Source organism: Pseudomonas sp. KH_046_1 (genome assembly GCF_057839025.1).
In genome coordinates this window covers 4,372,282-4,384,206 of record NZ_CM174481.1, presented here as the reverse complement: position 1 = coordinate 4,384,206, position 11,925 = coordinate 4,372,282, and the positions used below count along the sequence as shown (strand labels likewise).

Annotated in this window: 9 protein-coding genes; 7 read left to right on the top strand and 2 right to left on the bottom strand. The window is 61.8% G+C overall.

Annotation, left to right across the window (positions count from 1 at the left end; translation table 11 throughout):
• Positions 1-28 precede the first annotated feature (28 nt).
• The 3 genes from paaY (at position 29) to feaR (ending at position 2,722) form a co-directional block, all read left to right on the top strand.
• Positions 29-625 carry a phenylacetic acid degradation protein PaaY gene (paaY, locus tag AC3IT9_RS20170; protein WP_489270840.1) on the top strand — a complete coding sequence of 199 codons (597 nt, stop codon included), beginning with the start codon at positions 29-31 and terminating at the stop codon, positions 623-625.
• Between the two features lie 157 nt (positions 626-782).
• The gene (gene paaX, locus AC3IT9_RS20165; RefSeq protein WP_150725778.1) at positions 783-1,706 is read left to right on the top strand and encodes a phenylacetic acid degradation operon negative regulatory protein PaaX; all 924 of its coding nucleotides are present in this window, start codon (positions 783-785) and stop codon (positions 1,704-1,706) included.
• 101 nt (positions 1,707-1,807) lie between these two features.
• Positions 1,808-2,722 (top strand): transcriptional regulator FeaR, encoded by a 915-nt coding sequence (gene feaR, locus AC3IT9_RS20160; protein ID WP_489270839.1) that lies wholly within the window; start codon positions 1,808-1,810, stop codon positions 2,720-2,722.
• Positions 2,723-2,859: 137 nt separating this feature from the next.
• On the opposite strand, the gene tynA is transcribed toward feaR, so the two are convergent.
• Positions 2,860-5,148, bottom strand: a complete 2,289-nt coding sequence (tynA, locus tag AC3IT9_RS20155) for a primary-amine oxidase (RefSeq protein WP_489270838.1) — start codon at positions 5,146-5,148, stop codon at positions 2,860-2,862.
• Between the two features lie 232 nt (positions 5,149-5,380).
• Between tynA and AC3IT9_RS20150 the strand changes: the two genes are divergently transcribed.
• The 3 genes from AC3IT9_RS20150 (at position 5,381) to AC3IT9_RS20140 (ending at position 9,427) form a co-directional block, all read left to right on the top strand.
• On the top strand, positions 5,381-5,881 hold the full coding sequence (locus tag AC3IT9_RS20150; RefSeq protein ID WP_057713991.1) for a sigma-70 family RNA polymerase sigma factor: 501 nt from the start codon (positions 5,381-5,383) through the stop codon (positions 5,879-5,881).
• A gap of 40 nt (positions 5,882-5,921) precedes the next feature.
• Positions 5,922-6,905, top strand: a complete 984-nt coding sequence (locus AC3IT9_RS20145; protein ID WP_489270837.1) for a FecR family protein — start codon at positions 5,922-5,924, stop codon at positions 6,903-6,905.
• 98 nt (positions 6,906-7,003) lie between these two features.
• Positions 7,004-9,427, top strand: a complete 2,424-nt coding sequence (locus tag AC3IT9_RS20140; protein ID WP_489270836.1) for a TonB-dependent siderophore receptor — start codon at positions 7,004-7,006, stop codon at positions 9,425-9,427.
• Positions 9,428-9,542: 115 nt separating this feature from the next.
• Here the strand turns inward: AC3IT9_RS20140 and AC3IT9_RS20135 are convergent, their stop codons facing one another.
• Positions 9,543-10,694, bottom strand: a complete 1,152-nt coding sequence (locus tag AC3IT9_RS20135) for an MFS transporter (RefSeq protein ID WP_489270834.1) — start codon at positions 10,692-10,694, stop codon at positions 9,543-9,545.
• Between the two features lie 165 nt (positions 10,695-10,859).
• On the opposite strand from AC3IT9_RS20135, the gene AC3IT9_RS20130 reads away from it, so the two are divergent.
• Positions 10,860-11,852, top strand: a complete 993-nt coding sequence (locus AC3IT9_RS20130; RefSeq protein ID WP_489270833.1) for a diaminopimelate epimerase — start codon at positions 10,860-10,862, stop codon at positions 11,850-11,852.
• Positions 11,853-11,925 lie beyond the last annotated feature (73 nt).

The window sequence follows — 11,925 nt, the reverse complement described above, 5'->3', positions numbered from 1 at the left end:
TTTGCATCGCTTTGTGAAGGAAGCTTCCATGACCTGCTACAGCCTTGATGGCCTGACTCCGGTGGTTGACCCGAGCGCTTATGTGCACCCGTCCGCCGTATTGATCGGTGACGTGATCATCGGCCCCCATTGCTATGTTGGCCCGCTGGCCAGCCTGCGCGGGGACTTCGGGCGGATCGTGCTGGAGGAGGGCGCCAACCTGCAGGACACCTGCGTGATGCACGGTTTCCCCGACAGCGACACCGTGGTCGAGCGCAACGGCCACATCGGCCACGGCGCGGTACTGCACGGTTGCCGGATCGGCGCCGATGCGCTGGTGGGCATGAATGCGGTGGTGATGGACAACGCCCGGATCGGCCCGCGTTCATTCGTTTCGGCGGCGGCGTTCGTCAAGGCCGGTTTCGAATGCCCGGAGCAGTCGCTGGTCATGGGCGCACCGGCCAGCATCAAGCGCAGCCTCAGCGATCAGGAAGTGGCATGGAAACAGGCCGGCACCCGGGAATATCAGCAACTGGCCCAGCGTTGCCTTACGCAGATGCAGGTCTGCGAACCGCTGAGCGAACCGGAGCCGAATCGTCCGCGTATCAGTGACAGTGGATTGCGGCCCAAAGGCAGTGCCTTGTGAACACGGCCCCTTGTAGGAGCCAGCCTGCTGGCGAAGGTGGGTCAGCTACCTTGGCGTTGACTGACACACCATCGCCAGCAGGCTGGCTCCTACAAGGGGTTGGGCTTAACCGGTTGGCTTTCGGTATATTCCTTTTCTTTTTCCGCACGGAACGCCCATGTCGTCCCTGACTCCCTTGAACCATCTGATTACCCGCTTCCAGGAGCAGACGCCGATCCGCGCCAGCTCCTTGATCATCACGTTGTACGGGGATGCCATAGAACCCCATGGCGGCACCGTCTGGCTGGGCAGCCTGATTCAGTTGCTCGAACCCATCGGCATCAACGAGCGGCTGATCCGCACCTCGATTTTTCGCCTGACCAAGGAAGGCTGGCTGACTGCCGAGAAAGTCGGTCGTCGCAGCTACTACAGCCTGACCGGCACCGGCCGCCGGCGTTTCGACAAGGCCTTCAAGCGGGTCTACAGCACCACGATGCCGGCCTGGGATGGCTCCTGGTGCCTGGTGATGCTCTCGCAACTGACCCAGGACAAACGCAAACAGGTGCGCGAGGAACTTGAGTGGCAAGGCTTCGGCGCGATTTCGCCGGTGGTGCTGGCCTGTCCGCGCAGCGACCGTTCTGACGTCAACGCGACCCTGCTCGACCTCGGCGTCCAGGAAGACACCATCGTCTTCGAAACCACCGCCCAGGACGTACTGGCCTCCAAGGCCCTGCGCCTGCAAGTGCGTGAGAGCTGGAACATCGAGGAGCTGGCGGCGCACTACAGCGAGTTCATCCAGCTGTTCCGGCCACTGTGGCAAGCCCTGCGCGAGCAGGAAAACCTGCAACCGGCCGACTGCTTCCTGGCGCGGGTGCTGTTGATTCACGAGTACCGCAAGCTGCTGCTGCGCGACCCGCAACTGCCGGACGAGTTGCTGCCCGGCGATTGGGAAGGCCGCGCCGCCCGCCAGTTGTGCCGCAACATTTACCGTTTGATCTTCGCCAAGGCCGAAGAATGGCTGAACGCCGCACTGGAAACGGCCGACGGCCCGCTGCCGGATGTGGGTGAAAGCTTCTATCGGCGTTTTGGCGGACTGAAATAGCACGTCATTGTTCAGGGAATGGTGCGGTTCAGGAGACTCGAAGCATCCGATGTCGTGTGGATTGACGTAGACAATAAAAATAAGCCTGCGTGAGGCCTGACATGATTTCTACAACAGCACAGCGCCATGATGGGTTCGACCAGTGGATCCACCAGATCAACCAGATCTGTGGCGCCTTCAGCGCACAACCCCTGGGCAGCGAATTTTCCGGGCGCATCCGCGAATACCAGAGCGATGCGCTCAAGCTCAGCTTCGTCGACGCGTGCCAGGCGCGTTTGTACCGTACGCCCCAGGAAGTCGCGGCAGGCGAGGGCGGCAAGTATTTTGCGGTGTTCCAGCTCGACGGCACAGCGGGCATGGCCCAGGGCGACGACAAGGTCTTGCTGTCCCCCGGCGACATCACGCTGATCGATGCCGCGCGGCCCAGCGACTTCACCTACGGCGAAAACTCCCGGCAGTTGTCGCTGATCCTGCCATATCAACTGGTCGAGCAAACCCTGCGCTTCAATCAGGTCAAGTGCGGTCACCGGATTGCCGCGACTTCGCCCATTGCGATGCTCTCGCACCGGCTGATCCTCGATGCCACCCGTCAGCAGCACCTGACCCGCCAGGAAAGCGAAGCGACCCTGGAGGCGATTGTCAGCCTGCTGCGCCCGGCGATCAGCCAGGCCGACGACAGCAGCGATTCCCACGAGCGGATTTTCCGCAAGACGCTGACCTGCATCGACGACAACATTCGCTCCGAAGACCTGTGCCCGGAATGGCTGGCGCGGGAAGTCGGCATGTCCACCCGGGGCCTGTACCGGATGTTTGCCAAGAAGGGATTGGTGGTGGCGCGTTACATCAAGAACCGACGCCTGGACCTGTGCGCCGAATCCCTGCGCCGTTCGGGCAAGGAGGAGAAGTTGTCGGTGCTGGGTTACTCGTGGGGGTTTTCCGATTCGAGCTACTTCTCCACCGCGTTCAAGTCGCGCTTCGGCATTGCGCCGGGGGAGTATCGCAAGCGGTATGCCTGATCGGTTCCGGCCAACCCTGTAGGAGCGAGCCTGCTCGCGAAGAACTCAAGGACACCGCGATTCTATTGAATTGGCGCGTTATCGTTGACGACCATCGCGAGCAGGCTCGCTCCTACAGGGTTTTGCGTTCGGCCTGGTTACTTCGGTGCGTTGAGGTTCAAGGTCGGCGTTTCATCGAAGAAATTCCATGGCTTGAGCAGTACGTGCACCCATTCGGTCGGCATGATCGGCCATTCTTCGGCGCGGGCGATGTGGGTGGTGCCGGTGGTCAGCCAGACCACATCGTCGGTGTTCTCGATGGAGTGGTTGTCCTGGGTGAACTGCCCCAGGCCCGAGTCTTTGTCCGAGCGGTTCGGGTACTTGCCTTCCGGGTACTTTTCCTCGGGGTTGTATTGGGTCACCCACAGTTGCTTGTCCATGAAACTCAGGCGGTGGTACAGCCATTCGTCCTTGCCGAAGTTGGCGCCCTTGGCCACCGGGTGCGTGCCGCCGGCGTACGGAATCAGCTGATAGGAAACCGGGTTGCCGACCTTGTTCTCCTTGCTGGAGTTGGTCAGCAGGCGCACGGTCGACGGGTCGAATTTCTGCGCCGCCTGTTGCTCGGTTGTGACGACTTTGGTTTCGGTCTGCATGGTGCTGGTGCGCGGGCCGCCACGGTCGTTCGGCAGCACCACCGGGTTCACTTCCACCAGCGAATTCTGCTCGCCGTCCACGTCCATATCGAGACGGAAGTTGTAGATGTGCTGGTGCGTGGTGCCGACGATGTTGTGGTCCAGCAGGGTGCCGTAGCGTGTGTCTTCCTTGGCGGTGTCTTCGTGCATGGTTTTCGATTTCACGCCCTTGACCGCTTCGATGCCGGTGGCGCCGGCGTCGATGCCGATGGTGCCGTTCTGCTGGAAGACCCAGTCGAAGATGTAGTCGTAGTTGCCCACGGTGCTGATCCAGCGCACCACCAGTTCACGACGCTCGGTGCTGAGGTTGGGCTGGCCCATTTCCTGGTGTTTGTATTCGGGGCCTGCGTAGCGCTCGAACACCGCCATGGCGCGCGGGATCGCGGTCGGTGCGCCGGTGTAGTCGGCGATGGTCGCGTCCAGCAGCACGGCGTTTTGCGGCGCGTCTTTGCCACGGGCAATCGGTGAAGTCAGGGTGCCCATGCCGTAGTCGCCGGAATCGAGGTAGGCCTTGAAGTACCAGCCGACGTCGGGGTCGCCGTAAGGCACGATCATGCCGCCCAGCGAGCCTTCGTACATGATCTTGCGTTTCTTGCCCTTGTCGTCGTAGGTGACGGTGGACAGGATCGGCCCGACCCGCGAATCGAGGCGAACGTGGAAGTCCCAGTTCTGCCAGTGAATGCTGTTGCCGCTGATGGTGTAGTTCTTGCCCTCGGGCTCGATGATTTCCAGCGGTTTGACCGCCACGCCCTGGCGTCCGCGCCCGTCATAAGGCGTCGGTTTCATCGGCACCGGAATGAGCGCTTCGTCTTCGATCTTGATCAGTTTCTTCTGTTCCAGGTCGACAATCGCCACCAGGCCCTCGATCGGGTGCGCCCAGTAGTTGCCGTCACCGGTGTTGAGGTAGCTGACGATTTTCAGCAGGCGCTTGTCCTGTGCCAGGCCGTCCTTGCCGTCGAAGTAACCGACGGTCAACGGCGTGGCCACGACCTTCTTCACGTCGTTGATGCCGCGCTTGGCCAGGGCCTGGGCGTATTCCGGGCTGGTTTCCACAGCCGTCTGCACCGTGGCGAAGTCGTCCAGCAGCACCATGCCGTGGGCGCCTTCGATCGGCTTCCAGGACTTGAGTTCTTTGCTGTCGAGATCGACCAGCGCTTCGATCACGTGCTTGCCGTCGAGCACCACGATTGAGGCCTCACGCGGCTGGGCGACGTTTTTCCCGGTGAAGACGAAGTTCCACACCTGATCCTTCGGCGGCTCCTTGACCGAGACTTCGGTGAAGCGGAAGCCGGGCTTGTAGTTTTCCGATTTCTTGACGATGTCTACGGCCGTGGTGATTTCGGCTGCGCTCAGGGGATTGAGCGGGTTGGGGCGGGTCTCGACGACGAAGGTCTTGTCCAGCCCGGACTGGAACACCTGGTTGATAAAGTCCTTGGGCATGAACGCCGTATGGTCCTTGAACACCACCGGCACCGTCAGCTCGATACGCTTGCCGTTGAGCATCGCCACTTTGCTGTCGGGCTTGACCTTGAGGTAGACCCCGTCCTTGGCGATGGTGAACAGATTGGCGTAGTCGTCCCATTTCACCGTGGCGCCAAATTCCTCAAGACCCGCTTGCAGCGGCACCATGTCGGCTTGACCGCCGTGGGCCTGGGCAGTGTTCGCCCAGAAAGGCAGGCCGAGGGCGCTCAAGGTGATGGCCAGGGCCAGGTGGGCAAGCGGTGTTCTTTTGGGCGACGCATTGGGGCTGAACATGGGTGAATTCCTGGGGAAAAGCCGGGTACGGGCATTCCTGCACTTTGTTACAACCCGTCAATGGCTGCATTTGAATGCCTGCCAGATTTCTTTGGTTCTGTGCCGCAATTGAGCTTTCCTGACGGATGGCAGATTGGCAAGCAGACAAAGTACCCGTCCACGGGGCCGCAAACCATTGCTTCAAGTTAATAGGAAGCATTACTATTCACGCCCGTCTCCACAGCACACCGCAATGACCCTCAAGCTGCCCCGCAGACACGGCTTTTTCGAGCATTACGAAGAGTTGGTTGGCACCTGGACCCGTCGCCTGAGGAATCGGCAGCAGGCCGAGGACCTGGCCCACGATACCTTCGTGCGGGTGCTTGAGTCCGATTCGGCGGTGGTGCAACAGCCCCGGGCGTATTTGCACCAGACCGCGCGCAACATTGCCGTGGATGGTTATCGGCGTGAGGACCGGCGGGGCGCCATGGAGTCAGAGGCGATAGATCTCAGTGAGTCGCCGACCGGCGACCCGGAGCATTTCATGCACGCGATCCAGTTGGCGGATTCCATCGAACGGGCGCTCACCGAGCTGCCGGTCAACTGCCGCAAGGTGTTTGTCTGGCAGAAAATCGAGGGCCTGACCCAGGCAGAAATCGCCGAACGCCTGGGGCTGTCCAAGAACATGGTGGAAAAGTATATGATCCGCACGCTTCGGCACCTGCGTGATCGCCTGGACGGGTTGCAGTCATGACCGGCCGCGCCTTCTCCTCCCCAGCCAAACAGGAACTTCCATGATGGATACTCGTGATTGTGCGTGCGGGCAAACAGCGGTTCGCGATGACGCGGCGCAGTGGTTTGTGCGTTTGCAGGAGCCTGTCGTCGATGTCGAAGTGCGTCGCCGGTTTCAGACCTGGCTGGACCAGCACGCCCAGCACCGCAACGAATTCGAAGTGATCCAGGGCTTGTGGAGCGCCGCCGACCTGGTGCCGGCGGCGCGTTTGCGGGCCCTGTGTGAAACCCCGCCAGCCCTGAAAAAGCGTCGTCCGGTGCTGCGTTACGCGGTGGCCGCCAGCGTGCTCGCGGTAGCGCTTGGCCTGGGCCTGTTCAGCGACTTCAATCATCCGGCGCCTTACACCGCCGAGTTTTCAACAGCCCTGAATGAGCGCCGCCATGTGGCGTTGCCGGACGGCTCGGTGGTGGATCTGGACAGCCGCAGCCGGATCCTGGTGCGCTTTGAAAAGGATCAACGAAACGTTGAACTGAGCGAAGGCGAAGCGATGTTCAGCGTCGAGCACGACACCAGTCGACCTTTCGTGGTCGCGGCGGGCAATGGCAAGGTCACGGTCACCGGCACCCGATTCGATGTACGCCATGGCGCCAGCGAAACCCGGGTGGTGGTGGAGCAGGGCACCGTCAAGGTTCAAGGGCGTGATGCCGCCGATAACGATTTCATCAATCTGACGGCAGGCCTTGGCACCCACGTCGATGCCCAGGGCAAAGTTGTCGCCGCCTATGCCGTCAACCCGGCGGAAATGACTGCCTGGCGCAGCGGCAAACTGGTGTTCAACAACGCCAGCCTGGCCGATGTCGCCGAGCAGGTCTCGCGTTATCGGGAGAAACCGCTCAAGGTCGCGAGCGCAGCGGTGGGCTATCTGCGCCTGACCAGCGTGTTCAAATCCGACAACACCGACGCGCTGCTCAAGGCCTTGCCGAGCATCCTGCCGGTGGCCGTGCGCACCCTTGGCGATGGCAGCCAGGAAATAATTTCAAAATAAAATTCAGGTTTTTTTCGAGTTCATCGTCTTCCTGTTCAACTGCAACTGGTTTGCATTAACAAACGCACACTCTTGCGATCCACAGGATTACGTTCGACGTGAAAAACTCCACCGCTAAAAACAACAAACTCCCCTGGTTGCCGCTGGCCCTCGCGCTGGCGGTCAATATTGCGTTGCCCCAGGCCTTTGCCGCCGACGCCATCCGCATCCCGGCGCAACCTTTGGGACAAGCCCTGAGTCAGTTGGGCCAGCAAACCTCGCTTCAGGTGTTCTTCAGCCCTGAACTGGTTGCCGGCAAGCAGGCTCCGGCGGTGGATGGCAACCTTTCTCCGGAAGACGCGCTGCGCCAGTTGCTGCAAGGCAGCGGCCTGCAATACCAGATCGATGAAGGTTCGGTGACGTTGATGCCGGCGCCGACTTCGGCGGCCAACGGCCCACTGGAACTGGGCGTGACTGACATCAAGGTGGTCGGCGACTGGCTCGGCGACGCCGATGCCGCCGTGGTGCAGAACCACCCCGGCGCACGCACGGTGGTACGCCGTGAAGCCATGATCGAGCAGGGTGCGATGAACGTTGGCGACGTGTTGAAACGCGTTCCTGGCGTGCAGGTGCAGGACGCCAACGGCACCGGTGGCAGCGACATTTCCCTGAACGTGGGCGTGCGCGGACTGACTTCGCGCCTGTCGCCTCGCTCCACCGTGCTGATCGACGGCATCCCGGCGGCGTTCGCGCCTTACGGCCAGCCGCAACTGTCCATGGCGCCAATTTCCTCCGGCAACCTCGACAGCATCGACGTGGTACGCGGTGCCGGCTCCGTTCGCTATGGACCACAAAACGTTGGCGGCGTGATCAACTTCGTGACCCGCGCGATCCCGGAAAAAGCCTCGGCGGAAATCGGCACCACCCTGGAAACCTCGCAGCACGGTGGCTGGAAGCACATCGACACCGCGTTCATGGGCGGTACCGCCGACAACGGCATGGGCGTAGCGCTGTTGTACTCCGGGGTGAACGGCAACGGTTACCGTGAAAGCAACAACGGCAACGACATCGACGACGTGATCCTCAAGACCCATTGGGCGCCGACCGATGTCGACGACTTCAGCCTCAACTTCCACTACTACGACGCCAAGGCCGACATGCCCGGCGGCCTGACCCAGGCGCAGTACGACGCCGACCCGTTCCAGTCGGTGCGCGACCACGACAGCTTCAGCGGCCGCCGCAAGGATGTGTCATTCAAGTGGGTGCGGCAGATCGACGATCGCACCCAGGCCGAAGTGCTGACCTACTACACCGACAGTTTCCGTGGCAGCACCATTGCCTCCCGCGACCTGAGCACACTCAACTCCTATCCGCGCAGCTACTACACCTACGGTATCGAACCACGGGTGTCCCATGTGTTTGATGTGGGCCCGACCACCCAGGAAGTCAGCGTCGGTTATCGCTACCTCAAGGAAGCCATGCACGAAGAAGCCAGTCGTGTGGCGCTGGTCAACAACGAGCCGGTCGTGCGTCCGGGGGCGGACGGTCATGTCTATCAGGACCGCACCGGTGGAACCGAGGCCAATTCGGTCTACGTCGACAACAAGATCGACGTCGGCAACTGGACGGTCACGCCAGGCATTCGCTTCGAGCACATCAGCACCGATTGGCATGACCGCCCGGTGCTCGATAACGCCGGTAAACGGGTGCCGGAGAAAAAACGCAGCATCGAGAGCAACGAGCCGCTGCCGGCCCTGAGCGTGATGTATCACATGTCCGATGCCTGGAAGCTGTTCGCCAACTACGAAACCTCGTTCGGCGCGCTGCAGTACTTCCAATTGGGGCAGGGCGGTATCGGTAATGAGCCCGCCAACGGCCTGGAGCCGGAAAAGGCCAAGACCTACGAGATCGGTACGCGCTACAACGATGACGTGTGGGGCGGTGAGGTGACGCTGTTCTACATCGACTTCGACGACGAACTGCAGTACATCAGCAACGATGTGGGCTGGACCAACCTCGGCGCGACCAAGCACCAGGGCATCGAAACCTCGGTGCACTACGACATGGCCGCGCTGAACCCGATGTTGGACGGCCTGACCGCCAACGCAGGTTTCACCTACACCCGCGCCACCTACGAAGGTGAGATCCCGGGCTTCAAGGGCCGTGACCTGCCGTTCTACTCTCGTCAGGTGGCCACCGCCGGCCTGCGTTACGACGTCAACCGCTGGACTTACAACCTCGATGCGTTCGCCCAGTCCAAGCAGCGCTCGCCGGGCACCGGCGTGAACGCCGATGGCAGCTTCAACGGCAACTACATCACCGAAGGCACCGCTGACGGCCAGTTCGGTGATATCCCGGGTTACGTGCTCTGGAACGCACGTGCCGGCTATGACTTCGGTCCGCAGGTGTCGAATCTGAAACTGGGGGCGGGAGTGAAGAACATCTTCGACAAGCAGTACTTCACCCGTTCCAGCGACAACAACTCGGGGATGTACGTCGGTGCACCGCGCACGTTCTTTGTGCAGGCCAGTGTCGGGTTCTGATAGACCGAGTGGACCCCATCGCGAGCAGGCTCGCTCCCACAGTAGATCTTCTGTGCACACAAAATTTGTGAGCGACACAGATCCAATGTGGGAGCGAGCCTGCTCGCGAAGCTTTTCAGACCTTCAACACTCTCCCGCCAACGGCCACCGCCACCAGCAACAGCGCCATCAAGGCAAAGGCAAAGCTCAAGCTGCTGCCATGGGCGACGAAGCCGATGACGGCGGGGCCTGCCAGGATGCCTGCATAACCCAGGGTGGTAATGGCCGGCACGGCGATGCTTTCGGGCATGACCGTCTGCTTGCCGACCGCGGTGTACAGCACCGGCACAATGTTCGAGCAACCGGCCCCCAGCAGCGCATAACCCGCCAGCGCTGCCTCCCAACTTGGCGCGAACGTCGCCAGAAACAAGCCTGCGGCGGCCGTCAGCCCGCCGAACACAATCACCCGCGTCGCGCCCAGGCGTCGCACGATTTTGTCGCCGGTCAAACGCCCGGCCGTCATGGTCAAGGCAAACGCCGCATAACCGAGCCCCGCATACGCCGTGTCGATGCCACGCTCCTGTGTCAGGAACACCGCGCTCCAGTCCAGCGCCGCGCCTTCGGCGAGGAACACGATGAAGCACATGCCACCGATGAACAGGACGATGCCGTGGGGCACCGCAAACGCCGGTCCCGAACTCTCGCTGCCGTAGGGCAACAGATGCGGCACGGCCCTGGCCAGCGCGATCAGCAGCAATACGATCACCACCAGCGTGGCCCCCAGGGGGGAAATCCCCAGGCCAAGCAACCCGCTGACACCCGCCGCACCGACAATCCCGCCCAGGCTGAACAGGCCATGGAAACCCGACATCATGTTTTTGCCGCTGGCGCGCTCGACGATCACCGCTTGCAGGTTGACCGTCGAATCCACGGTGCCGAGCCCCGCGCCGAACATGAACAACGCGGCGATCAGCGCCGGAATCGACGACACCGTCGCCAGCAGCGGCAGGGCGGCACAGATCAGCAGGGTCCCGCCGGTCGTCACCCGCCGGCAGCCGAAACGTGTGGACAGGATCCCGGCCAACGGCATCGCCAGGATCGAACCCACCCCCAGGCACAGCAGCAACAATCCCAGGGTGCCTTCATCCAGTCCGGCCCGGGCCTTGGCATAAGGCACCAGCGGCGCCCACGCGGCGATGCCGACCCCGGCGATGAAAAAGGCGATGCGTGTGGACATCTGTTCCAGGCGGCCGGGAACGAAGGTGGTTTGGCTATTGAGGCTGGTCATAACAATCCTTGGCAAAAAGCGTCGCGTCCTCAACGGACAGTGATCGGCCTGTGAGGGTTCGATCAGTGCCCGGAAAGTTTTACGGTCAAACAGGGCAACATCCTTGCACAGTGCCGCTGTTTTTCGCGATATGTTGAGCCATTCCAATCACACACGGAGGGCTCCATGGCGCAGCGGTACGATGCACGGGGCAACATTTACATCGTGGTAGCGCCCGAAGAATTGCGCCGCCAGGGTATCGACCTGCCCGATCAGGCCAGCCAGGCAGCGCAAACCCTCGAAGCCTGGGCGATAGCCGCGATCGAGGCTTGTTGCAGTTGGGCTCCAGGCACTCGACCGTCCGGCAGCAAGGATCATCGCAGCGACGGTTTGCTGGTCGGACCGTTTCAGTCGTCGCCACCCTTTGATCTGTTGATCGTCAACACCGACGGCACCCTGGCCGAACGCAGTGGTAACGGGCTGACGATTTTTGCCCAGGCCCTCAGCGATCAAGGGCTGTTGCCGCAGAACGAAGCCTGTCTGCTCAGGGTTCACCATGACAAGGCTGATACGCCTTCGCCGGGGCAGACTTCAGTGAAAGTTGCAGAGGTCGAGGGCGTGAAGGGTTTCTGGCTCGATCTGAGCCAGCCACGGTTCGGGCCGTCGGCGGTCAGTGCTCACGGAGTTGCAACGGCGATGTTCAATGGTCGTGAACTCAGCCACGTTGAACCATTGTCGGCACTCAATAGCGCATGGTCGCGCAGCCAGTTCGCGCGGGTCGGCAATCCCCATTGCGTGACGCTGGTGGAAAGCGCCGGGGATCTGCCGAGCAACGAGCAGATGCGTGAGCCGGTGCTGGGTGAGGGGCTGACGCGAATCGCCTACGCCATGCCGGTCGGTGCAGGCAAACCTTGTCCGGCGGGAATCAACCTGCAATGGGCAATGCGCTTGTCCGAAGGACACATCGCCGCGCGGGTATTCGAGCGGGGCGAGGGGCCGACGGCGTCGTCGGGGACCAGCGCCAGCGCGGTGGCCTGTGCGGCCTGGCGGGTAGGCTGGGTCGGCGCCGGGGAGGTGAAGGTGACGATGCCGGGTGGCACGGCGCCGATCTTGCTGGAGGAGGAGTTGGGGGAATTGAGTCGGGTCAGCCTGTTTGGTACGGCTCGAATGATTGATTGAAGTTGATATCGCCATCGCGAGCAGGCTCGCTCCCACAGGTTTTGTGAACGACATATAACCACTGTGGGAGCTG

What these genes read in the sequence shown, in the direction of transcription:
- AC3IT9_RS20145 (WP_489270837.1), top strand. Translation starts at nt 5,922, where the DNA reads ATGATGGATACTCGTGATTGTGCGTGCGGGCAAACAGCGGTTCGCGAT.
- AC3IT9_RS20150 (WP_057713991.1), top strand. Translation starts at nt 5,381, where the DNA reads ATGACCCTCAAGCTGCCCCGCAGACACGGCTTTTTCGAGCATTACGAA.
- tynA (WP_489270838.1), bottom strand. Translation starts at nt 5,148, where the DNA reads ATGTTCAGCCCCAATGCGTCGCCCAAAAGAACACCGCTTGCCCACCTG.
- paaX (WP_150725778.1), top strand. Translation starts at nt 783, where the DNA reads ATGTCGTCCCTGACTCCCTTGAACCATCTGATTACCCGCTTCCAGGAG.
- paaY (WP_489270840.1), top strand. Translation starts at nt 29, where the DNA reads ATGACCTGCTACAGCCTTGATGGCCTGACTCCGGTGGTTGACCCGAGC.
- feaR (WP_489270839.1), top strand. Translation starts at nt 1,808, where the DNA reads ATGATTTCTACAACAGCACAGCGCCATGATGGGTTCGACCAGTGGATC.
- AC3IT9_RS20130 (WP_489270833.1), top strand. Translation starts at nt 10,860, where the DNA reads ATGGCGCAGCGGTACGATGCACGGGGCAACATTTACATCGTGGTAGCG.
- AC3IT9_RS20135 (WP_489270834.1), bottom strand. Translation starts at nt 10,694, where the DNA reads ATGACCAGCCTCAATAGCCAAACCACCTTCGTTCCCGGCCGCCTGGAA.